This is a genomic window from Lentzea sp. CA-135723, from assembly GCF_050936595.1.
In the GTDB taxonomy this organism is placed as follows: Bacteria; Actinomycetota; Actinomycetes; order Mycobacteriales; family Pseudonocardiaceae; genus Lentzea.
The window spans coordinates 589,192-612,219 of record NZ_JBNJMK010000001.1 but is presented as its reverse complement, the minus strand read 5'-3'; the positions used below and the strand labels follow the sequence as shown (position 1 = coordinate 612,219).

Genomic DNA, 23,028 nt, shown 5'->3' with positions numbered 1-23,028 from the left:
GTTCAGGACACGGCGGCGCGGACGGCCTCGGCGACCAGGGCCATGGTCCTGCGAGCCCGGACCGGGTTCTCGGTGAGGAAGTAGTGGTCGGCGCCGGGCGTCTCGTCGTGCAGCACCTGGACGCCGGCCTCGCGCAGACGTGCCGCGTAGCGCCGGCCGTCGTGGCGGAGCACGTCGCGTTCGGCGGTGAGCACCACCGCGGGCGGCAACCCGGACAGATCCGGTGCCAGCAAGGGAGAGGCCCAGGGCTCCCGCCGGGTGGCGGGGTCCGGGAAGTAGGCCCTGCGCACCAGCCGGCGCAGCTCCGGCGTGATCATGCCGGGCTCGTCGAGGCCGGCCTCGTCGTGGAAGTCCAGCGCAGGGATCCCGAGCACCTGCACCGCGGGCAGCCAGCGTCCACCGTCGCGGGCCTGCAGGCTGACCGACGCCGCCAGGTTGCCACCGGAGGAGAACCCGCCGACCGAGATCCGGTCCGCGTGCAGCCGGAGGTCCCCGCCTCCCGCGGCCGCCCACGCGGCCACGTCGTGGCACTGGTGGTGGGCGACGGGGTACGCGACGTACGGCGCGGCGCGGAAGTCCACGTTCAGCACCGGAACGCCGGTCGTCGCGACGAGGTAGCGGCACCACCAGTCGTCCATGAACGGGTAGCGCATCAGGAACGCTCCGCCGTGGAAGTGGACGTGCGCGGCGCCGGGCACCGGATCGGCGTGTGGGCGGTACACGTGCACGCGGACGCGGCCGTGCCGGGTGGGCACCCGGACCACCCGAGGCCGGGGCAGGTCCGACCCCGCGAACCGGAGCGGCTCGCCGTAGCGCACGGTCCACCGGGCGGTGGCGTGCATCGCCGCGGCGGTGATCCGGTCGTTGAGCCTCACACGGGGTGGTTCGTCACCGCGGGCTCACCGGATCGGTCGCGCCACGGGCTTCGCGGAACAGGCCGGCGTTCGACCAGGAGACCTCGTGGGGCGAGGTGCCGCTCGTCCTGACCTGTTCCTCGGTCAGGTGGCTGAACAGGCCGTGCGGCGGCAGGGCGGGAACGGGGTTCGGGGTGTGCTGAATCTGCAAGGGAGTCCGGCTTTCTGTGCGGCCCGCGTCTTCGCGGTGCACCCGGATGCCCACAAAGGACGATCATCAACCCTCGAAGATCCACCGGTCGCCGTGGAATTTCGATTGCGTCGTGCGCCGGTGCCTGCTCCACTGCCCACGACCAGTCGTCACAGCGAGGAGAGGCCGATGCGCGAGGCGTTCGTGTTCACCCAGAAGGTATTCATCGCCTATCTAGAGGACATGACGCTTGTCGCGCACCTTGAACCTCGGAGTTCTGGCTCACGTCGACGCCGGTAAGACGAGCCTGACCGAACGACTGCTCCACCACGCCGGTGTCATCGACGCGCCCGGCAGCGTGGACGCCGGCAACACGCAGACCGACTCGCTCGCGCTCGAACGGCAGCGCGGCATCACGATCAAGTCCGCCGTCGCCTCCTTCACGGTCGGCGGCGTCGCGGTCAACCTCCTCGACACGCCCGGCCACCCCGACTTCATCGCCGAGGTCGAGCGGGTGCTCGACGTGCTCGACGGCGCCGTGCTCGTGGTGTCCGCCGTGGAGGGTGTGCAGGCGCAGACCCGCGTGCTCATGCGCGCGTTGCAGCGCCTGGGGATTCCGGCCGTCGTCTTCGTGAACAAGATGGACCGCCGCGGTGCCGACGGGGAGCGCGTCGCCCGGGAGGTGGCCGTCAAGCTCCGGTCCGACGCGCCGATCTACTTCGGGTCGGCCATCACCGGTGACGGGGTGCGCGAGCTGATGGACGGCGTCGCGAGGTCGTTGGCGGTGACCGTCTCCCCCGACGGCCCGTTGTCCGGCAAGGTGTTCAAGGTCGAGCGAGGGGCGGCCGGCGAGAGGATCTCGTTCGCGCGGCTGTTCTCGGGGACCGTGCGGGTGCGCGACCGCGTGCGGATCGGCGACGGCGAAGGGAAGGTCACCTCGATCGCGGTGTTCGAGGGTGCCTCGGCGGTGCGCGCGAACGTCGCCAGAGCGGGGCAGATCGTGAAGCTCTGGGGGCTCGACGCCCGCATCGGCGACACGATCGGGATCGCCCGGCACGACCGCGTCCGCCAGTTCTCGCCACCCACCCTGGAAACCGTGGTGGAGTCACCGGATCGGGCGGCGCTGCACACCGCGCTGCACCGGCTCGCCGAGCAGGATCCGTTGATCGACCTGCGGCTCGACGGCGACGACATCGTGGTGTCGTTGTACGGCGAGGTGCAGCGGGAGGTCATCGAGGCGACGCTCGCCCTGGAGCACGGCGTCGCCGTGACGTTCCGCGAGACCCGGCCGATCCGCGTGCACCGGCTTCGCGGTGTGGGCGAGGCGGTGCGGTTCCTCGGCGCGAACCCGTACGCGGCCACCGTCGGGTTCCGGGTGGAGCCGGGGCGGGAGGAGTTCCGGCTGGAGGTGGAGCTGGGGTCGTTGCCACTCGCGTTCTTCCGGGCCGTGGAGGAGAGCGTGCGCGACACGTTGCGCGCGGATCGCGTCATCGGATGCGCGGTCACGATGACCCACTCCGGCTACTCGTCGCCGGTGAGCGTGGCCGGCGACTTCCGCGCCCTCGCGCCGATCGTGCTGCGCGAGGCGGTGAGCAGGGCGGGGACGCTGACGTGCGAACCGGTGCACCGCTTCCGGCTGGAGGTGCCCGAGGACGCGCTCAGCGCGGTGCTCGTCGCGCTGGGCAAGGCCGGGGCTGTCCCGCTCACGACCACCGCGACCGTCCTCGAAGGACACGTACCGGCCGCGAAAGTCGCTGAGCTGCACCGAAAACTGCCGTCACTGACCCACGGCGAAGGCGTGCTGGAGAGCGAGTTCGACCACTACGGCTGAGGGCTCAGGCCGTCGAGCAGCAGCGTGACGAGGCCGTCCGCCTCGGATCGCCAGTTCGGGCGGTCGTGCGCCGCGCCGATGCCGTGCAGCGCCATCATCACGGCACCGCCGTCCGCGTCCTGACGGATGCCGCCGTCCCGCACGGCGGCCTCCACCAGGTCGAGAACGGCGCGCTCCAGCGCCTGGCTGCCCTCGGCCAAGGTGTCCGAGCGCGTCGTCATCAGCGTGGCGAGCGTCCGCGCGAGGCCGCTGTGGGCGTCCAGGTAGTCGACGTAGCCGCGCACGAACGAGGCGAGGGCGGCCGCGGCGGGCAGCGCGTCCCCGAGTTCGCGGGCGCGGCCGCACAGCGCGTCCACCTCCTCGTGGTAGACCGCCTCGGCCAGCGCCTCCCGCGTCGGGAAGTGCCGGTACAGCGTCCCGACGCCCACCCCGGCCAGGCCCGCGAAGTCGTCGAAGCGCAGGTCGAAGAACGTGCCGGCGTCGAACGTCTCCCTGGCCTTCGCGAGCAGCGCCGCCCGTTTGCGCTGGGCGTCGGCCCGCAACGGCTTCGCGGTGGTCACGCGGTACCTCCCGTTGACAAGTGGAGGTCATCTCCATATCGTCGAAATGGAGACAACCTCCATTTAGCTTACCTCAGGGGTGCGGCGTGAAGATCCTCCTGTTCGGGCGCGGCGTGATCGCGACGGTGTACGGCTGGACCCTGCAGCGAGCGGGCCACGAGGTCGAGTTCTACGTCCGGCCTGGCCGTGCGGCGACGTACGGGGACGCGGTGGACCTCGACCTGATCGACGCCCGGCGGCGGCCGACGGGCACGCGCGTCGTCGAGCGGTGGCCCGTGCGACTGCGCGAAGAACTGCCCGCCGACCACGACTTCGACCTGATCGTGCTGAGCGTGTCCCACCACCGGCTGGCGGAGGCGGCGGCCTTCCTCGCCCCGCGCCTGGGCAACGCCACGGTGCTCGTCTTCGGCAACGTCTGGGCGGACCTGGAGGTGGCGGTCGCTCCGCTGCCCCTCGACCGGGTCGCGTGGGGCTTTCCCCAGGCGGGCGGCGGCTTCCGCGACGGCGTGCTGCGCGGGGCGATCCTGCCCAGGCCGATCTTCGGGACCACGGGCCGGCCTCCGACGCAGCGCGAACTGGCCGTGCGCCAGGTGTTCCGCGACGCGGGCTTCCGGCCGCGCGAACACCCCGACCTCCGCGGCTGGCTGTGGATCCACTTCGTGTCCGACGCCGGCATGTTCGTCCAGGGGCTGAGGCTGGGGTCGCTGGCCGACCTGGTCGGCAGGCGGGACGCGCTCCGCGAGGCGATGCTCGTCGGCCGCGAGCTCCTGCCGCTGGTCGAGGCTCGCGGCGTGGACCTGAGGCGCCACCGGGCTTCCACGCTGCGGTACCGCCTCCCCGCGTGGCTGGTGGCGACCGGGTTGGCGTGGGCCGTCAGCCATGTCGCGCTGGCCCGGTTGAGCCTGGAGGCGCACGACGACCCCGGCGCCGCCGAGCCGCGGGAGGTCTGCCGCGACACGCTGGCGGAGGCCAGGCGGCTGGGCGTGGCCGTGCCGCGGCTGGAGGCGGCGGAACCCAGTTTCGCCCCGCTGTCGATCTGACGCCCGCCTCGCCCGTCGTTACGGTGAAGGCCACCTGCTGAGGGGCCCGTACCGAGAGGCTGACGACGTGGCGAAGTACATGATCCTCATCTACGGCGACGCCGAGCAGTGGGAGTCGATGACCGAACAGCAGTGGCAGGCGCACAACTCCGGCCACGCGGCGTTCGTGGCCAAGGCCGGCGCCCGGTTCCTGGACGGCCGGCAGCTCGAGAACGCGCCCACGGCCACGTCGCTGCGCGCGGACGAGGCGGGGCGGATCACCATCACCGACGGCCCGTTCCTGGAGACCAAGGAAGGGCTGGGCGGCTACTACCTGCTCGAAGCGGCGGACCTGGACGAGGTGCTGGAGCTCGCGAGGTTGCTGCCCGAGCTGAACTACACGCACAGCGGCCTGGAGATCCGTCCCGTGGTCGAGCGCGGGTGAGTGACCCGAGCGACGAGGTCGTCGCGGCGGTGGCAGAGGCCCACCGCCGCGACTGGGCGCAGGTGCTCGCCACCACGGCCCAGCTGACCCGCGACCTCGACCTGGCCGAGGAGTGCGCGCAGGACGCGTACGCGCAGGCGTTGGAGACGTGGGGCGAGCGGGGCGTCCCGGAACGGCCGGGCGCCTGGCTGACCACCTCGGCCCGCAACCGTGCCCTCGACGTCCTGCGCCGGGACTCGGTGTTCCGCCGCAGGATGCCCCTGCTGGTCGCGGACGAGGTCGCGCACGGGCCGGAAGAAGCCTTGGACGACGACCGGCTCCGGCTCATCTTCACCTGCACCCACCCCGCGCTGTCGACGGACGCCCAGGTGGCGCTGACGTTGCGGCTGGTCTGCGGACTGTCCACACCGGAGGTGGCGCGGGCGTTCCTGGTGCCGCCCGCCACCATGGCGGCCCGCATCACCAGGGCCAAGAAGAAGATCGCCGCGGCCCGCATCCCCTACCGGGTGCCGGGCCCGGACGACCTCGGAGAACGGGTCAGCGCCGTCCTCGAGGTCGTCCACCTGATCTTCACCACCGGGCACACCGCGCCGTTCGGCGCCGACCTGGTGCGCCGTGACCTGACCGGCGGCGCGATCCGGCTGGCCCGCCTGCTGCACCTGCTGATGCCGGCCAACGCGGAGATCACCGCCCTGCTGGCGCTGCTGCTGCTCAACGCGGCCCGCCAGGAAACCAGGACGGGCGCTGACGGACGTCTGGTGCTGCTGTCCGAACAGGACCGTTCGCGCTGGGACAGGAACCTCATCGCCGAGGGCCAACCGCTGCTGACCGAGGCCCTGCTGCGCCGGCCGCCGACCCGGTACGCCGTGCAGGCCGCGATCGCCGCCCTGCACGCGGAGGCGCCGACCTGGGCCGGCACCGACTGGGACGAGATCGTGCGTCTCTACGACGTCCTCCACCGGCTGTGGCCGTCCCCGGTGGTCGAGCTCAACCGCGCCGTCGCGGTCGGCGAGCGCGACGGGCCCCGGGCCGGCCTCGACGCGCTGACCCCGTTGCTGGCCGATCCGGCCCTCGCCACCTACGGCTACCTCAGCGCCGCACGCGCCGACTTCCTGCGCCGGCTTCGGCTGTGGCCGCAGGCCGTGACGGCCTACGAGGAGGCGTTGACCCTCACCGACAACGAGGCCGAACGCGCGTTCCTCGGCGACCGGCTCGCCGAGGTCTCCCGCGAACTGTGATCAGCTCTGCGTTTCCGCCGTGGCGACCAGGACCGCGCGGCCGAGGACGTGCGAGCTCATGACGAAGCCGAGCAACGCCGGGGTCGCGTCGGCGGGCACGCCGGGGGTCTCGACGTCGAGCGCGTGCACCACGACGAAGTACCGGTGCCGCCCGTGCCCCGCCGGCGGGGCCGCGCCGATGTAGTGCGGGAGGCGGGCGTCGTTGGGCAGCTGGAAAGCGCCTTCCGGCAGTCCGGTGCCGGCGGGGTCGCCCGCTCCCTCCGGCAGCGCGGTGCAGCCGGCGGGAATGCCGGCGACAGCCCAGTGCCAGAAGCCCGACCCGGTGGGCGCGTCCGGGTCGTACACGGTGACGGCGTAGCTCTTGGTGCCCTCGGGCGCACCGCTCCAGGACAGCTGCGGCGAGACGTCCTTGCCGCCGAGCTGCTCGGGTGCCCACTCGGCACCGTCGAGGACCGAGGTGCTGGACACGGCGAAGGTCGCCACCTCGGGAAGGCGGGCGAACGGGTCGTTGGCACTCATGTGCGCTGGCTCCTTCAGGACGAACGGGATGACAGGATCGACGATAACACAGATAATCGATTATCTGCGGCATCGTCTACGCTGACCCCTGTGACCCACCCGGCCAAGCCCATGCTCTCGGAGCAGGTGTACGCGCACCTCCGGAACGCGATCATGCGCGGCGTCCACGCCCCCGGCGACGCGCTGAAACCGCAGGACCTCGCCAAGGACCAGGGCGTGAGCCTCGCCGTCGTGCGCGAGGCGCTCGTCCGCCTGGTCGGCGAGGGCCTGGCCGACCGGCTGCCGAACCGCGGCTTCGCCGTCCCCGCCCACTCCGACCGCCGCTGGCAGGAGATCGCGGAGGCCAGGATGACCGTCGAACCGGCCGTGCTGCGCCTGTCGATCGAGCGGGGCGACCTCGACTGGGAGGCGCGCGTCCGCGCGGCGCACCACCGGCTGGCCCGCACCCCCGCGTTCGCCGGCGACTCCGACGAGCACTACAGCGAAGAGTGGGCGGAGGCGCACCGGATCTTCCACCGCACCCTGTTGGAAGGCTGCGGCAACGCGTCCCTGCTGGACACCTTCGACCGGCTGTGGACCGCGAGCGAACTGGCCCGCCGCTGGTCGGCGAGCCGCAACGCGGAGCGCGACCACGTAGCCGAGCACCGCGCCCTGGAGGAGGCCGCGCTCGCCAGGGACGCGGACGCCGCGGCCACGGCGTTGCTCTGGCACCTCGGCCAGACCGCGACCGGCCTGCTCCCCCGCCCGTGATCACTCGCGGCGGCCGCGGGGAGAACGGCGGCGCCCCGGTTCAGCTCCGCAAGTCGCCGCAGCTCGTCCTCGTCCCCGGCCTCGCCGGCGAGGAGACCTGGGGCGGCGGGCCCTGCCGCCCCAGGAGCGCGGCCGCTGGGCCGAACAGCCCTCTTACGCCAGGCGTTGTTCGACAACACCGCGCGGGCCATCAAGGGCGCGCGGCGGGAGACGGTCGAACGGCACATCGCCCACTGCGCCCAGGCCGATCCGGCCTACGGCGAGGGTGTCCGCAAGGCGTGCGAGGCCAACGGCGCGCTGTGAGTCCTCGCGGCCGCGGGCCGGTCAGGCCACCGCGACGGTGAGCGCGGCCGTGTGCAGCTTGCCGCCGTGGGAGAACTCCAGGAACAGCCGGTACTCGCCACGTTCGGCGAACACCGAGCGGAACGTCAGCTCGCCGTCGATCAGGGGCGCGCCGGCCGGTTCCACCGGGTGCATGTGCGTGGCGGACAACAACATCGTGTGGAACCCGGTCATGTGCCCGTTGGCACCCAGGTGCGGTTCGAGCCGGTCGACCGGCGTGCCGTCCGGGGTGCGGACAGCCAGTCTGATCGACCGCTCGCTCAGCAGCGGGAGGGTCGCGGGTTCGTCGACCCTGGTCACGGTGTAGCCGGTCGCGGTGACCGTGCGGGCGTCCGGGGCGGGTACCGGCGCGAGTGCCGTGTCGCCGGCGAGGCTGAACGGGACGCCCAGCACCACGGGGTGGCGAGGATCCTTGGTGTCCAACGGGATGAACTCGGCGAACATGCGGTAGGCACCGCCGTCCGGGAGGTCGACCGAGGTGCGCCAGGTGTCGCCGTCGAGCACCGGGTGCACGTGCCGGAAGACGAACATGTCGTCGCGGACGACGAAGAAGTGCAGCTGCTTGGTCTGGTTGTCCAGGAACCGGGTCACCGGCTTGCCGTCGCCGCCGAGGATCCGGAACGCCACGGGGACCGCGGTTCCGCGCGCGTCCGGCACGACGACGCGTTCGAAGCGGTAGCCACCCTCCACTTCGGACAGTCCGTCGCTGTGGCTCGCGGGCACGACGGCCGCCGCCTGCTGGTGGTGGACGGTCGCGGGGGTGGAACGGAACAGCACCACTCCCCCGCCCGCCACGACCAGGACGGCCACCAGCGCGAAGATCCAGTCGGTGACGCTCAGTCTGCGCATGATCGGCTCCTGGGACGGGGTGCCCCGGTGAAGGGGCACCCCGGGTGGGTCAGAACTGCAGGCTCCACGCGTCGACGTAGCCCGTGTCGGCCCTGGCGACGTCCTGGACCTTGAGCTGCCAGGTGCCGTCCGCGGTCCGCGCCGAGGCGTCGACGGTGTAGGTGGTGATCACGTTGTCGGCCGAGTCGTTGCCCGACGGCTTGAGCCGGAACGCCGTGCCGTCCGGCGCGACGAGGTCGATGACCAGGTCACCGCGGTAGGTGTGCTTGATGTCGACGTTCACCTTCAACGCCGACGGCGCCTTCCCGGTGACACCGGAGACGGTGACCGGGGACGTGACGGCCGCGCCGGCGTCCGGGATCTGCACGTCGGCGGTGTTCTCGAACTTCCTGCCGGCGGGCGGTGGTTCGGTGGTGCCGAGGTTCGGCTTGACCACGACGAGGCCCTGTTCGATGCCGTTGACCAGGACGATGCCGCTCGCGAAGTACGGGTAGTTGCTCCAGGCGCCGTTGAACTTCGCCTCGTTCGCGGCCGGGTAGATGTCGAAGAACCCGGCCTCGGTCAGCTGGGCGGAGGCCACCCCGGACACGTCGAGGACGCGCAGCCCGGCCTGGTAGTTGGCCTGGTAGGAGTACTTGCCCCTGATGTACTGGTTGTGGTCGATCGCGCTGGCCGGCGAGTTGTAGACGCCGGTGTGCACCGGGTTCGCGAGCGAGGCGAGGTCCCAGATGTAGGTCTTGGTGCGCTTGTCGGTGCCGCGCGACTCGTCGAGCTCGTCGTCGAGCAGGAAGTAGCGCTGGTCCTCGGTCAGCCAGCCCTGGTGCGAGTACTGCGCGCCGGAGTAGCCCTTGCGCGCGATCTGCACCGGGTTGGCCTTGTCGGTCACGTCGACGATCGTCAGCGTGTCCTCGTTGGAGTTGAAGCAGATCTCCCGGCCGCGGTAGGTCGCGTCGGGGCCGCGGTAGACCACGCACTGGTTGTCGTGCGTGTAGCCGTCCTGCGCGACGCAGCCCGCGTTCTTCGGCTGCTTGGGCGTGCGGATGTCGACCATGTGCGGGCCGCCGCTGCACGTGTTGGACCCGATCGCGTAGGCGTACCCGGTCTCCTCGTTGATGGCGATGTTGTGCGCAGGGCCGAAGTCCTTGTAGAGGGTGTCGGCGGTGAACGTCTGCGGCGAGGTGACCGTGCGCAGCCGGGTCAGGTCGAACACCTGCATGCCGTGGCCGGTGATGAAGTCCGCGACGATGAACGCGTGGTCCTTGTAGACCTTCATGTCACGCCACGAGCTGCTGCCGCCGTTGGACGGCAGGTTGCCGAGGAACCTCGGCGCGGTCGGCGTGCTGACGTCCACGAACGCGGTGCCGTTGGTGCGGCCGACGATCGCGTACTCCTTGCCGGAGGACGGGTCGGTCCAGCCCCAGACGTCGTTGCCGTTGCCGCCGCCCATCTGCGCCAGCGGCAGGACGCTGAGCAGGTCGACGTTCTTGCACGGGTAGATGTCGGCCTTGCCGTCGACGCACGGCACACCGGCCGCGGTGTTCGTGACGGCGTGCCGTTCGGCGGGCTGGAAGTCGGCCATGAACGTTCTGGCCGCCGCCTGTCCCTCTGGCGTGTCGGGGTCGTGCGCCGAGGCGCCCGACATCGTGAGGGCGATCGCCGATGCCGTCAGCACCGCGAGCGCCCCCAGGCGCAGGGTCTTCATGAAGTTGGGCTCCTCACGGAAATCCCGGCCGCTCAGGGTGCGGACGGGTGCAGGGTTTCCGATCAGTCACCGACGGTAGAGCGACCGTCCACCCGGCGTGCACCGTCGTTCGTCTGGTCTGTGTCACAACCGTGTGAAGGCTGCGGGCGGGCACGACCTGGCGTTCGACGGCAGCGCGGGTCGCACGAGCGGCCCAGCACCACGTGGTCCGAAGTGGACACCTGCGCGCAGTCCCCGCAACGCGGGCAAGGTCGTGCGGGACGACGGGGACGAGAGCGTCCCGCAGCGGTGGCGGGCGTCACATCGAGTGGAAGCTGACACCGGTGTCATCGACTAGCTTCGCATCGTCCCGAACTGACGGCTGAGGAGCGGACGATCATGAGCAAAGCGTTGGGGTACAAGGCGTTCGGCGGCGTCGAGGTGCAGGGGTTCTTCGAGCGGCCCGACCTCACGCCGGGGCCCTCGGAGGTGCTCGTGCGCGTCGCGGCCGCCGGGGTCAACCCGCTCGACCACAAGCTGCGGTCCGGGCACGGCACCGCGTTGAACGGCCACCTGCCGTTCCCCCAGGTCCTCGGGATGGAGGCGGCCGGCACGGTGCTGGCCGTCGGGGACGACGTGACGGGGCTGGTCGTCGGCGACCGGGTCACCGGGTTCGCGCTCACCGGCGCTGGCACGTACGCGGAGACGACGCTGCTGCTCGGGGAGTCCACGGCGCGTATTCCGGACGCGTTGCCGGAGGTCTGGGCGGCGACGATTCCCGTCGCGGGCACCACCGCGCTGGACGTGCTCGACCAGCTCGACCTGCCCGCCGGGGCGTCGTTGCTGGTCAACGGCATCGGTGGTGGGGTGGGGATCGCGCTGGCCCAGCTCGCGCGGGACCGGGGGCTGGTCGTGACCGGCACGGCGGGGCCCGCCAAGCGGGAGCTCGTGGCGGCTACCGGCGCCGCCTTCGTCGACTACACAGGTGGTGACGTGGCCGAACGGCTGCGCGCGCTCGCGCCCGGTGGGTTCGCCGCGGTGGCCGACAACGTGGGCGGGGAGTCGTTGCGCGCGGTCGCCTCGCTGGTGGCGGACGGGGGCGCGCTCGTCTCCGTCGGGGACCCGTCCGTGACCGAACTGGGTGGCGAGATGGTGCGCCGCCGTCTCGACCGGGCGAACCTCGAACGCGTGGCCGAGCTGATGACGTCCGGGCGGCTGGATCCGCACATCACGGAGACCTTTCCGCTGGCGCGCGCGGACGAGGCGCTGGCGCTCGTCGAGTCCGGGCACGCCACGGGCAAGGTCGTCCTCGACCTGAGCCTCTGACGAACGCTCAGGCGGCGCCGGCCTCGTGGCGGTAGCGCGTGTTGATCTCGATCAGCTGGTCGAGGGCGGACCTGGCCTCGACGAGCCGGTCGATGTCGGCGGTCAGCCTGTCGCGTTCGCCGAGCATCGTGGTGAACGCGTCCTCCGCGATCTCGCTGCCGCCGACGTCGACGCAGGGCAGCAGCCGGGCGATCACCTTGCTGCTCAGCCCGGCGTCGAAGAGCCGCCGGATCATCTCGACCCGCGCGACCTCCGCGGCCGCGTAGTGCCGTTGCCCGCCGGCCGACCGCGTGCTGTGCAGCAGCCCCTGCTGCTCGTAGTACCGCAGCGAACGGGCGCTGACCCCGGTCAGCCGCGCCAGTTCGCCGATCTTCATCGTCACGGCGTCGGAGTTCGTGGCCACGCAACCAGCCTACGGCTCACACCGGCCGCGCCCACCAGGCCGCCAGTTCCGGTGCGAGGTCACGTGCCTGCTCCGCGCCCGCCGCCGCGCCGGCGTCGACGAACCGCGCGTCGATCAGGTCGAGGGGCTTGTCGTAGAAGCGTGTCGCGACGACGGTGCGGACGCGGTGGCCGCGTTCGACCAGGAGGGCCTCTTCTCGCGCCAGGTCCTCGGACGGCAGCGGGGCGACGATCAGCACCCGTACCGCGGTCGCGTCGACGAGGCCGGCGTTGGTGCCGGTGCGCACGCCGCCGTCGAGCCAGGCCTCGCCCCGCACCAGGACCGGCGGCGCGACACCGGGTGCCGCGGTGGAGCACGCGACCCCGGCCGCGAGGGGCAGGCCGTCTCCCGCCGACCACACCCGTGCCTTGCCCGTGGCGGCGTGCACGGACACCATCCGCAGGCGCGCGGGCCACGGTCCGCCCGGCAGCAGACCCCGCCACAGGTCGCCGGCCTGCTCGACGGAGATCGGCACCATCCCGGCCTTTCCGGTGCCGCGGTCGGTCAGGGCGGCCTCGAACAGGCCGGTGTCCTGCAGTCCGGCCGAGGCGTTGCGGGCATGCCACGCGGCGCGTTCGCGCATCAGCGCCGGGATCTTCGGCAGGCCGTCCGGCTCGATCGTCAGCCAGGCGCCGACCACCGACCCCGCGGACGTGCCGAGCACGTCGCAGCCGGTCAGCGGGATCCCGGCGGCGACCAGACCGGTGAGCAGCGCGGACGTCCACGAGGCTCCGACCGGTCCCCCGCCGCCCAGGACCAGGGCCGTGTCCGCGTTCTCCTCGAACGACATGGCGACTCCTCCGCAGGATGCTATGTAGTCCAGCATACATAGCATTGTTCGCCGATGTTCGGACGTGAGAGAGTCGGCTCGACGCCGGAACCGGGGAGCACCGCCATGACCGATCTCGAAGCCCTGCGGCTGCGGCTCTACCGGCAGCCGGCCCGCGAAGGCCGGGTGGCCTCCAGCGAGGACGTCGCCCGCGAGCTCGGCATCACCGGCGACGCGGCCGCCGACGCGTTCCGCGCCCTGGCCGCCGACCGGCACATCGCCCTCGGCGTGGACGGTGAGATCGTGCTCGCGCACCCGTTCGCCACCCGCGACTTCGGGTTCTCCGTCAAGAGCTCCACGACGCTCTGGTGGGGCGGCTGCGCGTGAGACTCGTTCGCGATCCCCCACCTGGTCCCCGGCGCGGCGCCGGCGCTGGTCGCGAGGTGTGGGACGACGTCGTGCACGCGTGCGGCAACCAGCTGATCTTCTGCGCCGAGAGCTGCGTCGACACCTGGCTGGACCGCGCGAACCTGCCGAAGGGGTCCGTGTTCGGCCTGACGACGCTCTGGAACCTCGCGTCGGACTGGTACACCGGCCGCCTCGGCCACGGCTACGTCCGCCGGGAACCCGTCGCGGCCGCCGCCTACTTCCGCGGCGCCGGACTCACCGGGGCGTTCTGGGGCACCTGAGTCGAGGTCCCGGTGTAGCCGAGTCGTCCCTTCGTGACCGCCAGGACGACGAGGGCCAGCACGCCGAGGCCGAGCGCGGGACCCCAGAGCGCCTCCTCGCCTGCGTCCGGGAAGAACTCGGAGAACGCGACGGACTGGAAGTTGTTGATGGAGCAGTGCAACAGCATGACCAGGGGCAGGCTCTGGCGTCCCTTGTTGTAGACCAGGGTGATCAGGAAGCTCATCTCCATCGCCATGACGGCGAAGCGGACGATCGTTGCGGGCGTGACGTCAGGGCCTGCCCAGGGCGTGAGGAACAGCGGCAGGTGCCAGATGATCCACAGCACGCCGAGCACGAGCGTCGCGACCACGGGCTGGTGCCGCTGCTGGAGACGGCTCAGTGCGAAGTCGCGCCAGCCCGGCTCCTCCGCCAGGCCGGTCGTGAAGAACTGGAGCACCAGCATCGGCACGTAGACGGCCAGCACCATCAGCGACGGGGTGCGGAGGCCTTCGCCGTCGGTCGCCGCGATCGTGCCGAGCAGGACCGCCACGGGAACGGCGAACAGCGCGAACGCGTACCAGCCGACGCCCGCGCGGAACTGGAAGAGCCGCCTGCGCCACCGGCGCAGCCCCTCCCTGCCCTCGGTGACGTCGGTGACGGTGAACGCGGCGGTCAGCGGGCCGAGGTACGCGCCGGGCAGGATCGCCGTGAGCTGGTTGCCCATCAGCAGGTCCGGGTAGCGGAAGTGCAGCACGCCGAACCCGTCCAGCGACAGGACGTAGGGCAGCCACGCCAGCCAGCTGATGCCGTTGGCGAGCGTGAAGAACGTGATCAGCGGGAAGCGCTGAACCGTTGCCTGCCAACGGTTCCCGGCTGCCGCGGTGGGGGTCGAGGTCATGGGGGAAACCCTAGGAATCGATCTTGTGCGCGTCAGTGCAGGCAGGGGGCGTTCCCCAGGTGGAGCCTGCTCCACCCCGGCGGCGGCCGGTGGTCCGTCTAGGGTGGACGGATGAAGGTTCTGTCCATCCAGTCGGTCGTCGCCCACGGCCACGTCGGCAACTCCGCCGCCGTGTTCCCGCTGCAGCGCATCGGGGTCGAGGTCGTCCCCATCCCCACCGTGAACTTCTCCAACCACACCGGCTACGGCGCGTGGCGCGGTCCGCTGCTGCCGCCGTCGGACGTGGCCGAGATCCTGCTCGGGGTGGAGGAGCGCGGGGTGTTCCCGCAGGTCGACGCCGTGCTGTCCGGCTACCAGGGTGGCACGGGCATCGCCGACGTGATCATCGACGCGGTGCGCAGGGTGAAGGCCGCGAACCCGGCGGCGCTCTACGCGTGCGACCCGGTGATGGGCAACGCCAAGTCCGGCTGCTTCGTAGCGCCCGAGATCCCCGTGCTGCTGCGCGACCGGGTCGTGCCGGTGGCCGACATCATCACCCCGAACCAGTTCGAGCTGGGCTTCCTCACCGGCACCGAGCCGGCGACCGTCGAGGAGACGCTGGCGTCCGCCGACCTGGCCCGCGCGATGGGCCCGTCGACCGTGCTGGTCACGAGCGTCGAACGGCCCGACCGGGCGGAGGGCACGATCGAGATGCTCGTCGTGGACGCCGCCGGGTCGTGGCTCGTGAGCACCCCGCACCTTCCGTTCAAGGCGAACGGGTCCGGCGACGTCACGGCCGCGCTGTTCACGGCCCACTACGTGCAGACGAAGGACGCGGCGCTGGCGCTGGAGCGCACCGCGTCGAGCGTCTTCGACCTGATCGACCTGACCTACCGGTCGGGTGAGCGGGAGCTGCGGCTGGTGCAGGCGCAGGAGTTCTACGCGGCGCCGCGGATGCAGTTCAAGGCGGAGCAGGTGCGCTGAGCCCGTGCGGGTGGGCCTGGTCGCGGAACAGGCTCACCCGCGCCGGCTACGCCCAGTTGCCCAGCTCCGCGTCGATGCGCGGGTCCGTGCGGACCCACACCTCGCCGCTGGTCGCCCCCGGCGGCGCGTCGACCCGTTCGAGCCCGAGCGTGCTGACCAGCTCCAGGAGGTCGTCGCGGGCCGGCCCCGCCTCCTCGACGGTGTTGCTGTCGAACAGGACGTAGTGCGTGTCCCAGCGGTCGTTGTAGCCGGTGTCGGCCCAGATCTGGCAGAACGCGGTCAGCGCCTCCTGGTCGAGTGGCGCGGCCTCCCCGTCCACAGCAGGGGTGACGTCCGCCGTGAGGAAGCGTTCGAGCAGCCGGTCCACTCCCGTGGCCTCGATGTCCAGGCCGTCCTCCTGCAGGCGCGTCACCAGGCCGTCCGCCATCGCGCACGGGCCCGCGAAGGTGAAGATGCCGGTGGCGGCCGCCAGGTTGCCGCCCTCCGGGTGCGTGACGGTGGGCGTCGGCGCGTTCCTCGCCAGGGCGAGGAGGTCCTCCGGGACGCCGTCGTACAGCGCCGCGCGACTGTCCTCTGTGGAGTTCAGGGGACTGGAGCGGTCGAACGTCACCACGAGGCCTCGGCCGGCGGCCGTGAACCAGGCGTTGACGGTGTCGCCCGTGCCGAAGCTGTAGTGGGTGACGCCGGAGGTGGTGACCGGCTCGCGGCCTTCGGCTCGGGTCAGGGCCTCCAGGTGGTGGCGCAGTGTGCGCGGGTGGGTTCGGCGCAGGACGGACCTGTCGAACTCCGCGCGGAGCTCCTGGGCGCGGTCCTGCTTCGCGGGGGCTGGGGTCGCCCGTTGGTCCAGGTGGGCGGTTCTGGCCTGCAGGAAGCTCTCGACGTCCGGCAGCCAGGGGCCGTGGGGGTCGAGTGCGGTGAAGCCGCCGCCGGCGAACTCGGCCGCCAGGGTGCGGTGGTCGCCGCTGGTCGTGACGACCCGGTACTCGGTGTGCGAGTCCTGAAAGCCCTTGACCCGGCAGATCGCGCCGACGTCCACCAGGAACACCAGAGCCTCTTCGGCGGGCGTGTCCTCCAGGCAGAACGACGTGTTGTCGGTGTCTCGGTGCCGGGCGACGAAGTCCAGGAAGGCGTCCTCGGCCGACTGGTCACCGCCCGGCAGCCAGTCCTGCTCGTTGTCCTTGTCGTCGCTGAAGGTCAGCGGCCTCATCACTCGTCCTCACCGGTCGGGGTCGCCGCCCAGGTTAGGCGTCCGTCCACACGACATCGCGCTCCCCCGTTGCCCAGGAGGCCGCGGAGGTGGTCAGCTGATCAAGTGCCGACCAGGAGGACCGCGGGCAGGTGGTCGTCGCCCGCGCTGCGGCTGACGTGGGCGACGCCGCTGTACCGGGGTGCGACGCTGGCGTTGTTCCTGTCGGGCCTCGGGTTCTCCGCCGCCGCGCCGCAGATCGCGTCGTTCCTGGTCAACGACCTCGGCGGGTCGCTCGCCTCGGCAGGGCTGTTCTACCTCACCAACCTCACCGCGCCGGTGGCCGGGTACCTGGTCGGCGCGCGGTCCGACCGCACCGGCCGGCGCCTGGGTCTGTTCCGGCTGTGCGCGCTCGCGGGGTTCCTGGGGTGGGCCGGGGTGGCATGGTCGACGCGGTTGTGGGAGCCGTACGTGCTCAGCGCCGTCGTCCTCGCCTTCGCGGGCGCCGCCACGTCACAGCTCTTCGCCGCCGTGCACGACGAGCTGAAGCGGCACCCGAGCCCCGGCGACGACGGCGTGGTGGCCGTCGTCCGGATGGCGCTGACCGCGGGGTGGGTCGTCGGGCCGGTGGCCGGTTCGCTGCTGGCCACCCACGCGTCCCCACGCGCGGTGTTCCTCGCGACGGCGGTCTGCACGCTCGCCCAGATCGTTCCGCTCGGCACCCAGCGCACCACTCACCCCACCGGCGCCACGCCCGCAGAGCACGGTCCCGGCGTGCGGGCGATGCTGCCGCTGCTGGCGTTCATCGGGCTCTACGTGCTGGTCTACGCCGGCGAGTCGATCAAGTACGCCTACCTCCCGATCCACATGACGACCCAACTGGGTTTCCCGTCCGGGCTCAGCGGCGCGATCATCGGCATCCAGCCGCTGGTCGAGCTCGTGCTGATGCCGCTCGTCGTGGTACTGGCGCGCAGGACCGGGATGATGCGGCTGATGGTGCTCGGCGCGGGCTTCGGGGTCGCCGCGAACCTCTGCTTCGCCTTCACCGGCACGGCGGCGGGCCTGTTCGCGGGGCAGATCCTCATGGGCGGCGTGTGGGGTGTCTTCGCGACCCTCGGCATCGTCGTCGCCCAACGGCTGCTGCCCACGGCCGTCGCCACCGCGTCGGCGCTGTTCATCAGCTCGACCGCGCTGAGCTCCGCGCTGGGCGGCGCGGCCGGAGGCACCGGGGCCGCCACGGTCGGCCTGCCCCTGGTCTTCCTCGTCCCGGCCGCGTTCGCCCTCGTCGCCGTCGCCGGCCTCGTCGTCATGGCCCGCACTACCGGACGTGGTCTCTGAGCTCCGCGAAGTCCTCATCGGACAGTGCGACGTGGACGGCGCCGGCGTTCTCCTCCAGGTGGCGCAACGACGACGTGCCCGGGATCGGCAGCACGACCTCCGACCGCCGCAGCAGCCACGCCAGCGCGACCTGGGCCGGGGTGGCACCGAGCCGCCGCGCCACCTCGGCGACCGGTGAGCCCGGCCGCACGCTGGGCGCGATCGGCAGCCACGGCAGGAACGCGATGCCGTGCCGCTCGCAGTGCTCCAGCACGTCCTCGGAGCGCCGGTCTTCGAGGTTGTAGCGGTTCTGCACGCTCACGATCTGCGTGATCCCGGCCGCCTCGGTGATCTGCGCGACGGACACCTCCGACAGCCCCACGTGCCGGACCTTGCCCTCGTCCTGCAGCCGCCGCAGGGCGCCGATCTGGTCCGCCAGCGGAACGGCCGGGTCGACCCGGTGCAGCTGGAACAGGTCGATGCGGTCGACGCGCAGCCGGCGCAGGCTCAGCTCGGCCTGCTGGCGCAGGTACTCCGGGCGTCCCAGCGGGATCCAGTCGTCGCCGGGGTGGCACTGGCCCGCCTTCGTGGCGACCACGATGTCATCCGGGTACGGGTGCAGCGCCTCGGCCAGCAGCTCCTCGTTGCGCCCCAGGTCGTAGGAGTCGGCGGTGTCGATGAACGTCACGCCCAGCTCGACCGCGCGGCGGGCCAGGAAGTGGGCGGCGGCCGGGTCGTCGGCGGGCATGCGCATGGCGCCGAAGCCGAGGCGGTGGACGGGGAGGTCGCCGCCGAGGACGAGGTGCACGGAGTCTCCTTGGTGGTGCGGGTTCGGTGCCTTCAACCCTGCCGACCTGCCGCCTCTAAGACAATCGAAACATTCTTCGCGCAACCGCGTAGCATCGCTAATGTGTTGAACCTGGAGCGCCTGCGGACGCTGCACGCGGTCTCCACGACCGGATCCGTCCGCGGCGCCGCCGAGGCGCTGCACGTGACGACGTCGGCGGTGTCGCAGCAGCTGGCCAGGCTGGAACGCGAGGTCGGCCAGCCCCTGCTGGAGAAGCAGGGCCGCGGCATCCGGCTCACCGACGCCGGTGACCTGCTCGCCGAGCACGCGGGACGGCTGCTGCGGCAGGTCGAGCTCGTCGAGACCGAGCTGGCCGACCAACGTGGTGCCGTGGCCGGAACGCTCACGGTGGCCGCGTTCGCCACGGCCGCCCGCGGTCTCGTGCCGCCGATGCTGCGGGCGCTGCGGCAGCGGTACCCAAGCCTGGCCGCACGGCTCGTGGAACTGGAACCCACCGACGCTATCGCGCGGCTGCGGCACGCCGACGTCGACATCGCCGTGGTCCAGGACTGGCCGGAACAGCCGCTCGCGGTGCCTGCCGGGATCTCCAGCACCGCACTGCTGGAGGACGTCCTCGACGTGGCGCTGCCCGCCGCGCACCCGTTCGCCGACCGGGCAGCACTCGCCCTGCCGGACCTGCGCGACGAGGACTGGGTGGGCTGGCCGAGCGACGAGGTCTGCCACGGCTGGCTGGAGAACACGTTGCGGCGCAACGGGATCGAACGCCAGGTCGCGCACACGGCCTCGGAGCACTCCACTCAGCTCGCACTGGTCGCGGCGGGGCTCGGCGCGGCGATCATCCCCCGGCTCGGCCGCGGCCCGGCGCCCGAGGGCGTCCGGTTCGTGCCGCTACTGCCCGCACCGCGCCGACGCGTCTTCGCGTTGTGGCGCAACAGCAGCACGAACCGTCCGGCGTTCCGGGTGGCGTTGCGGGCACTTCAAGACGCCGTGGAGTGACCAGTCAGGCTCGCTTCAGGCGCTCGAACTCGTCGATCGCCTGCACCTTCCGCGCGGACCCGGTGCTCGGGTCGAACGTGTAGCCGAGCCACTCCGCGACCAGCCGTCGCGCCAGTTCGAGGCCCACGACCCGCTGCCCCATGCACAGGACCTGCGCGTTGTTGCTGAGCACCGAGCGTTCCACGGAGTACGAGTCGTGCGCGGTCACGGCGCGCACGCCCTCGACCTTGTTGGCCGAGATCGCGACGCCCAGTCCCGTGCCGCAGATGAGGATCGCGCGGTCGGCACGGCCCTCGGCGACGAGGCGCGCGGCGTCGATGGCGATGTGCGGGTACGAGGTGTGCCCGTCCGCCGCCACGCCGACGTCGACGACCTCGCCCACCCTGGCGTCGGAGGCCAGGTCGGCCTTGATGGACTCCTTGTACTCGAAACCGGCGTCGTCCGAGCCGACGACGATGCGCAGGGTCATGCGGTCCGCTCCGAGGTGAGGTGGGCGCCGATCGCGGTGCACAGCAGGGCGAACGAGGTGGCGCCCGCGTCCGGGGTGCCGACGCTCTTCTCGGCGAGGGGGCGGGCCCGGCCGATCCGCGGGGTCAGTTCCGCTGTCTCGGCCGCCGCCATGGTCGCGACGGCGGCGGCGACGGACCACGCCTTCGCGGCCGCGACGCCGGTGTTCAGCGCCGACTCCAGCTCGGTGCCGAACGGGACCAGTGCGTCGACCATGGTCTTGTCGCCGAGCTTCGCCTTGCCCAGCTTGTGGATCGTGGCGGTGAACTCGCGGACCGCGCGGGCCAGGTCGTCCGGTCCGAAGGCGGCCCCGTAGTCGTCGAGGTCGCGGCCGACGGACTCGAGCGCGGCTCCCCAGAGCACGCCGGAGGTGCCGCCCGCCTCGTCGGCCCACGCCTGACCGGCCTGCCGCAGCACCCAGCCGGCGCCCGCGTCCTGGCCGGTGCCCTCCGCTCGGGCGAGGGCGGCTTCCACGCCCTTGCGCATGCCACGGCCGTGGTCGCCGTCGCCCGCCACCGCGTCGATGCGGCCCAGTTCGTGCTCGTGCTCGGCGATGGTGTCCCGTGCGACCTTCAGCACGGCCCGGACGGTCGCGGCCAGCGCGACGGAGTTCGCGCTCGCGGACGGCACGGCGAGCACCGGTGGCACCAGCTGGCGTTCCGCGGCGCTCGGCTTGACCAGCGGCAGCAACGGGGCGGCGGTCTTGCGGTAGCCGGGGGTGTAGGCGTCGGCGCACCACAGGCGTTCGAGGTCGTCGTTGAGCCACATCAACGTCAGCGAGCAGCCGCCCATGTCGAGGCTCGTGACCAGCTCACCCACCTCGGGCGCGACGATCGTGAGCCCGGCCTCGCGCAGGCGTGCGGCCACGATCCGCCACAGCAGGAACAGTTCCTCGTACTTGGTGGTGCCGAGGCCGTTGAGGATCACCGCGACCCGGCGCGACGACGTGTCGGGCGCGTCCGCGAGCAGGTCGTCGACGAGCATCCTGCCCAGGTCGGTCGCGGGCAGCGTGGCCATGTCGCGGATGCCGGGCTCGCCGTGGATGCCGAGGCCGAGGCCCAGTTGTCCTTGCGGCACGGTGAAGAGCGGCTCGTCGGCGCCCGGCATCGTGCAGCCGGAGAACGCGACGCCGAGCGTGCGGGTGTGGTCGTTGGCCTGGCGGCCGAACGTCTCGACGACGTCGATGTCGTGGCCCTCGGCCGCGGCGGCGCCCAGCACCTTGAAGACGGTGAAGTCGCCCGCGATCCCCCGCCGTTGCGCGATGTCCGGGGACGACGCGATGTCGTCGGTGACGAGCAGGATGCGCGTGTCGATGCCCTCGTCGCGCATCCGGTCGGCGGCGAGACCGAAGTTGATCACGTCGCCGGCGTAGTTGCCGAAGCTGAAGATCACGCCCCTGCCCTGGTCCGCGGCCCGCCCGACGGAGGCGGCCTGGGACGCCGACGGCGAGGTGAAGATGTTGCCCACCACCGCTCCCGTGGCGAAGCCAGGCCCGACCGTGCCGCAGAACGCCGGGTAGTGCCCCGATCCGCCGCCGATCACGACGGCGACCTGCGGCTGTGCGGTCCGGTGCGCGACGACGCCACCGGGGACGCCGCGCAGCCGGTCGGCGTAGAGGTCGAGGAACCCTTCGAGCTGGTCCTCGGCGAAGCGGGCGGGGTCGTCGAAGATCCTGGTCACGCGCTCGCCCCGTTCGGCAGGATCGAGACCTTGATCGAGCTGCCACCGGTGTCGGCGACCAGGTCGAGGCCCTTCTGGAACTCCGTCATCGGCAGCTGGTGCGTGCAGATGTCGGCGACGGGCAGCCTGCCCTCCTCCAGCATCTTGATGGCGGCGGGCCAGCAGTGCGGCCCGAGGTGCGCGCCGAGCACGTCGAGCTCCTTGTCGTCGGAGATGATCGACCAGTCGACCGAGACGTCCGAGCCGAACACCGAGTACTCGACGTACGTGCCGAGCTTGCGCAGCAGGTTCAGACCCTGCCCGACCGCGGACGGGTGGCCGGTGCCCTCGAGGTAGACGTCGGCGCCGTAGCCGCCGGTCAGCTCCTTCACGGCGGCGACGGCGTCCTGCTCGCCGATGTTGATGACGATGTCCGCGCCACACCGGCGGCCCAGTTCCAGCTTGGCGTCGTCGAGGTCCAGCGCGACCAGCAGCTTCGGGTTCTTCGCCTTCGCGCCCGCCACCAGGCCCAGGCCGATCGGGCCGCAGCCCGCGACGACCACCACGTCGTCGAAGGAGATCGACGCCCGTTCCACGGCGTGCAGCGCGCACGAGAGCGGTTCGGCGAACGCCGCGTGGTGCGCGGGCAGGTCCTTGGAGATCGGGTGCACCCTGGCCTTGGCCGGGATCAGCAGGTACTCGGCCATCGCGCCGTTGTAGTTGCGGAACCCGAACATGTCGTGCGGCCCGCACATCCAGTACTGGCCGCGCCGGCAGTAGCGGCACTCCTCGCACGGCACGATCTGCTCGCACACGACCCGGTCACCGACCGCGACGCCGTGCGCGGACTCGCCCGCGACGACCGTGCCGACGAACTCGTGGCCGGGCGTGATGCCGGTCTGCGCCCAGGCGGGGCGGTTCTCGTCGCCCCAGAACTTCGGCGCGCCGTGGAAGCACTTCAGGTCGCTCGCGCAGATGCCCACGGCCTCGACCTTCATCAGGAGCTCGCCCGGTCCCGGTGAGGGGACGTCGACCTCCTCCAGTCGGTAGTCCTGCGGTCCGTGCACGACGACGGCCTGCATGCGGTTCGGGATCTCGGAGAACACCGGCGACCTCCTCAGCGGTTGCTACCGCTCCAGAGTGGGTCGCCACCCGGTCCGCTGTCAACACATGTTCAGAACATCTGTTCACAGCAGTTCAGGGGCTGTTT

At 71.9% G+C, this 23,028-nt stretch carries 26 protein-coding genes; 12 read left to right on the top strand and 14 right to left on the bottom strand.

Annotated features, from left to right (window positions below):
• Nucleotides 1-2: 2 nt before the first annotated feature.
• Nucleotides 3-875 carry an alpha/beta hydrolase gene (locus tag ACQEU1_RS02665; RefSeq protein WP_433195805.1) on the bottom strand — a complete coding sequence of 291 codons (873 nt, stop codon included), beginning with the start codon at nt 873-875 and terminating at the stop codon, nt 3-5.
• A 13-nt stretch (nt 876-888) separates the two neighbouring features.
• A complete protein-coding gene (locus ACQEU1_RS02660; protein WP_433195803.1) occupies nt 889-1,065 on the bottom strand; it encodes a hypothetical protein in 177 nt (58 codons plus the stop codon).
• Between the two features lie 229 nt (nt 1,066-1,294).
• On the opposite strand from ACQEU1_RS02660, the gene ACQEU1_RS02655 reads away from it, so the two are divergent.
• Nucleotides 1,295-2,875, top strand: coding sequence for a GTP-binding protein (locus ACQEU1_RS02655; RefSeq protein WP_433195801.1), 1,581 nt, complete (start codon nt 1,295-1,297; stop codon nt 2,873-2,875).
• Here the strand turns inward: ACQEU1_RS02655 and ACQEU1_RS02650 are convergent.
• The gene (locus ACQEU1_RS02650) at nt 2,866-3,435 is read right to left on the bottom strand and encodes a TetR/AcrR family transcriptional regulator (protein ID WP_433195799.1); all 570 of its coding nucleotides are present in this window, start codon (nt 3,433-3,435) and stop codon (nt 2,866-2,868) included. The genes ACQEU1_RS02655 and ACQEU1_RS02650 overlap by 10 nt on opposite strands.
• A gap of 86 nt (nt 3,436-3,521) precedes the next feature.
• Here ACQEU1_RS02650 and ACQEU1_RS02645 point away from each other — a divergent pair, with 86 nt between their 5' ends.
• The 3 genes from ACQEU1_RS02645 to ACQEU1_RS02635 all read left to right on the top strand — a co-directional run bounded on the left by ACQEU1_RS02645 (nt 3,522) and on the right by ACQEU1_RS02635 (nt 6,137).
• Nucleotides 3,522-4,475: a ketopantoate reductase family protein gene (locus ACQEU1_RS02645; RefSeq protein WP_433195797.1), complete on the top strand. Its 954-nt coding sequence runs from the start codon at nt 3,522-3,524 to the stop codon at nt 4,473-4,475.
• Between the two features lie 67 nt (nt 4,476-4,542).
• Nucleotides 4,543-4,899, top strand: a complete 357-nt coding sequence (locus ACQEU1_RS02640) for a YciI family protein (protein ID WP_433195795.1) — start codon at nt 4,543-4,545, stop codon at nt 4,897-4,899.
• Complete coding sequence (locus ACQEU1_RS02635) at nt 4,896-6,137, top strand: RNA polymerase sigma factor (RefSeq protein WP_433195793.1); 1,242 nt, start codon at nt 4,896-4,898, stop codon at nt 6,135-6,137. Before ACQEU1_RS02640 ends, ACQEU1_RS02635 begins: the two co-directional genes overlap by 4 nt.
• Here the strand turns inward: ACQEU1_RS02635 and ACQEU1_RS02630 are convergent, their stop codons facing one another.
• A complete protein-coding gene (locus ACQEU1_RS02630) occupies nt 6,138-6,656 on the bottom strand; it encodes a YbhB/YbcL family Raf kinase inhibitor-like protein (RefSeq protein ID WP_433195791.1) in 519 nt (172 codons plus the stop codon). It lies immediately after the preceding gene.
• Nucleotides 6,657-6,767: 111 nt separating this feature from the next.
• Between ACQEU1_RS02630 and ACQEU1_RS02625 the strand changes: the two genes are divergently transcribed.
• Nucleotides 6,768-7,406, top strand: a complete 639-nt coding sequence (locus ACQEU1_RS02625; protein WP_433211283.1) for a GntR family transcriptional regulator — start codon at nt 6,768-6,770, stop codon at nt 7,404-7,406.
• A 165-nt stretch (nt 7,407-7,571) separates the two neighbouring features.
• Nucleotides 7,572-7,709: a catalase-related domain-containing protein gene (locus tag ACQEU1_RS02620; RefSeq protein WP_433195789.1), complete on the top strand. Its 138-nt coding sequence runs from the start codon at nt 7,572-7,574 to the stop codon at nt 7,707-7,709.
• A 21-nt stretch (nt 7,710-7,730) separates the two neighbouring features.
• On the opposite strand, the gene ACQEU1_RS02615 is transcribed toward ACQEU1_RS02620, so the two are convergent.
• A complete protein-coding gene (locus ACQEU1_RS02615; RefSeq protein WP_433195787.1) occupies nt 7,731-8,597 on the bottom strand; it encodes a hypothetical protein in 867 nt (288 codons plus the stop codon).
• Nucleotides 8,598-8,646: 49 nt separating this feature from the next.
• Nucleotides 8,647-10,299, bottom strand: coding sequence for a choice-of-anchor B family protein (locus ACQEU1_RS02610; RefSeq protein ID WP_433195785.1), 1,653 nt, complete (start codon nt 10,297-10,299; stop codon nt 8,647-8,649).
• A gap of 378 nt (nt 10,300-10,677) precedes the next feature.
• Between ACQEU1_RS02610 and ACQEU1_RS02605 the strand changes: the two genes are divergently transcribed.
• Entirely contained in the window at nt 10,678-11,604 is a 927-nt protein-coding gene (locus ACQEU1_RS02605) for an NADP-dependent oxidoreductase (protein WP_433195783.1), read from the top strand.
• A 7-nt stretch (nt 11,605-11,611) separates the two neighbouring features.
• On the opposite strand, the gene ACQEU1_RS02600 is transcribed toward ACQEU1_RS02605, so the two are convergent.
• Nucleotides 11,612-12,007, bottom strand: a complete 396-nt coding sequence (locus tag ACQEU1_RS02600; RefSeq protein WP_433195781.1) for a MerR family transcriptional regulator — start codon at nt 12,005-12,007, stop codon at nt 11,612-11,614.
• Nucleotides 12,008-12,023: 16 nt separating this feature from the next.
• Complete coding sequence (locus ACQEU1_RS02595; protein WP_433195779.1) at nt 12,024-12,836, bottom strand: patatin-like phospholipase family protein; 813 nt, start codon at nt 12,834-12,836, stop codon at nt 12,024-12,026.
• Between the two features lie 105 nt (nt 12,837-12,941).
• Here ACQEU1_RS02595 and ACQEU1_RS02590 point away from each other — a divergent pair, with 105 nt between their 5' ends.
• Together ACQEU1_RS02590 and ACQEU1_RS02585 are read left to right on the top strand one after the other, a co-directional pair.
• Nucleotides 12,942-13,202, top strand: a complete 261-nt coding sequence (locus ACQEU1_RS02590) for a hypothetical protein (protein WP_433195777.1) — start codon at nt 12,942-12,944, stop codon at nt 13,200-13,202.
• Nucleotides 13,199-13,504 (top strand): hypothetical protein, encoded by a 306-nt coding sequence (locus ACQEU1_RS02585; protein ID WP_433195775.1) that lies wholly within the window; start codon nt 13,199-13,201, stop codon nt 13,502-13,504. Before ACQEU1_RS02590 ends, ACQEU1_RS02585 begins: the two co-directional genes overlap by 4 nt.
• Here ACQEU1_RS02585 and ACQEU1_RS02580 read toward each other — a convergent pair.
• A complete protein-coding gene (locus tag ACQEU1_RS02580; protein ID WP_433195773.1) occupies nt 13,459-14,382 on the bottom strand; it encodes a CPBP family intramembrane glutamic endopeptidase in 924 nt (307 codons plus the stop codon). The genes ACQEU1_RS02585 and ACQEU1_RS02580 overlap by 46 nt on opposite strands.
• A 111-nt stretch (nt 14,383-14,493) precedes the next feature.
• On the opposite strand from ACQEU1_RS02580, the gene pdxY reads away from it, so the two are divergent.
• A complete protein-coding gene (gene pdxY, locus ACQEU1_RS02575; RefSeq protein ID WP_433195771.1) occupies nt 14,494-15,345 on the top strand; it encodes a pyridoxal kinase PdxY in 852 nt (283 codons plus the stop codon).
• Between the two features lie 46 nt (nt 15,346-15,391).
• Here pdxY and ACQEU1_RS02570 read toward each other — a convergent pair whose 3' ends face one another.
• Nucleotides 15,392-16,552: a DUF6357 family protein gene (locus tag ACQEU1_RS02570; RefSeq protein WP_433195769.1), complete on the bottom strand. Its 1,161-nt coding sequence runs from the start codon at nt 16,550-16,552 to the stop codon at nt 15,392-15,394.
• Nucleotides 16,553-16,657: 105 nt separating this feature from the next.
• On the opposite strand from ACQEU1_RS02570, the gene ACQEU1_RS02565 reads away from it, so the two are divergent.
• Nucleotides 16,658-17,869: an MFS transporter gene (locus ACQEU1_RS02565; RefSeq protein WP_433195767.1), complete on the top strand. Its 1,212-nt coding sequence runs from the start codon at nt 16,658-16,660 to the stop codon at nt 17,867-17,869.
• Here ACQEU1_RS02565 and ACQEU1_RS02560 read toward each other — a convergent pair.
• Entirely contained in the window at nt 17,850-18,602 is a 753-nt protein-coding gene (locus ACQEU1_RS02560) for an aldo/keto reductase (protein ID WP_433211280.1), read from the bottom strand. The genes ACQEU1_RS02565 and ACQEU1_RS02560 overlap by 20 nt on opposite strands.
• 156 nt (nt 18,603-18,758) lie before the next feature.
• On the opposite strand from ACQEU1_RS02560, the gene ACQEU1_RS02555 reads away from it, so the two are divergent.
• Entirely contained in the window at nt 18,759-19,652 is an 894-nt protein-coding gene (locus ACQEU1_RS02555; protein WP_433195765.1) for a LysR family transcriptional regulator, read from the top strand.
• Between the two features lie 4 nt (nt 19,653-19,656).
• Here the strand turns inward: ACQEU1_RS02555 and ACQEU1_RS02550 are convergent, their stop codons facing one another.
• Genes ACQEU1_RS02550 through ACQEU1_RS02540 form a run of 3 tightly spaced genes read right to left on the bottom strand, consistent with a single transcriptional unit; the run spans nt 19,657 to nt 22,900 of the window.
• Nucleotides 19,657-20,121 carry a ribose-5-phosphate isomerase gene (locus ACQEU1_RS02550; protein ID WP_433195763.1) on the bottom strand — a complete coding sequence of 155 codons (465 nt, stop codon included), beginning with the start codon at nt 20,119-20,121 and terminating at the stop codon, nt 19,657-19,659.
• A complete protein-coding gene (locus ACQEU1_RS02545; RefSeq protein ID WP_433195761.1) occupies nt 20,118-21,839 on the bottom strand; it encodes a dihydroxyacetone kinase family protein in 1,722 nt (573 codons plus the stop codon). The genes ACQEU1_RS02550 and ACQEU1_RS02545 overlap by 4 nt, the downstream gene beginning before the upstream one ends.
• Nucleotides 21,836-22,900, bottom strand: a complete 1,065-nt coding sequence (locus ACQEU1_RS02540; protein ID WP_433211277.1) for an alcohol dehydrogenase catalytic domain-containing protein — start codon at nt 22,898-22,900, stop codon at nt 21,836-21,838. Before ACQEU1_RS02540 ends, ACQEU1_RS02545 begins: the two co-directional genes overlap by 4 nt.
• Between the last annotated feature and the right edge of the window lie 128 nt (nt 22,901-23,028).

Bases quoted from the DNA above. Each gene is read 5' to 3' on its own strand.
- ACQEU1_RS02630 (WP_433195791.1), bottom strand. From the start codon at position 6,656: ATGAGTGCCAACGACCCGTTCGCCCGCCTTCCCGAGGTGGCGACCTTC.
- ACQEU1_RS02625 (WP_433211283.1), top strand. From the start codon at position 6,768: ATGCTCTCGGAGCAGGTGTACGCGCACCTCCGGAACGCGATCATGCGC.
- ACQEU1_RS02615 (WP_433195787.1), bottom strand. From the start codon at position 8,597: ATGCGCAGACTGAGCGTCACCGACTGGATCTTCGCGCTGGTGGCCGTC.
- ACQEU1_RS02610 (WP_433195785.1), bottom strand. From the start codon at position 10,299: ATGAAGACCCTGCGCCTGGGGGCGCTCGCGGTGCTGACGGCATCGGCG.
- ACQEU1_RS02605 (WP_433195783.1), top strand. From the start codon at position 10,678: ATGAGCAAAGCGTTGGGGTACAAGGCGTTCGGCGGCGTCGAGGTGCAG.
- ACQEU1_RS02595 (WP_433195779.1), bottom strand. From the start codon at position 12,836: ATGTCGTTCGAGGAGAACGCGGACACGGCCCTGGTCCTGGGCGGCGGG.
- ACQEU1_RS02590 (WP_433195777.1), top strand. From the start codon at position 12,942: ATGACCGATCTCGAAGCCCTGCGGCTGCGGCTCTACCGGCAGCCGGCC.
- ACQEU1_RS02580 (WP_433195773.1), bottom strand. From the start codon at position 14,382: ATGACCTCGACCCCCACCGCGGCAGCCGGGAACCGTTGGCAGGCAACG.
- pdxY (WP_433195771.1), top strand. From the start codon at position 14,494: ATGAAGGTTCTGTCCATCCAGTCGGTCGTCGCCCACGGCCACGTCGGC.
- ACQEU1_RS02570 (WP_433195769.1), bottom strand. From the start codon at position 16,552: ATGAGGCCGCTGACCTTCAGCGACGACAAGGACAACGAGCAGGACTGG.
- ACQEU1_RS02560 (WP_433211280.1), bottom strand. From the start codon at position 18,602: ATGCGCATGCCCGCCGACGACCCGGCCGCCGCCCACTTCCTGGCCCGC.
- ACQEU1_RS02550 (WP_433195763.1), bottom strand. From the start codon at position 20,121: ATGACCCTGCGCATCGTCGTCGGCTCGGACGACGCCGGTTTCGAGTAC.
- ACQEU1_RS02540 (WP_433211277.1), bottom strand. From the start codon at position 22,900: ATGCAGGCCGTCGTCGTGCACGGACCGCAGGACTACCGACTGGAGGAG.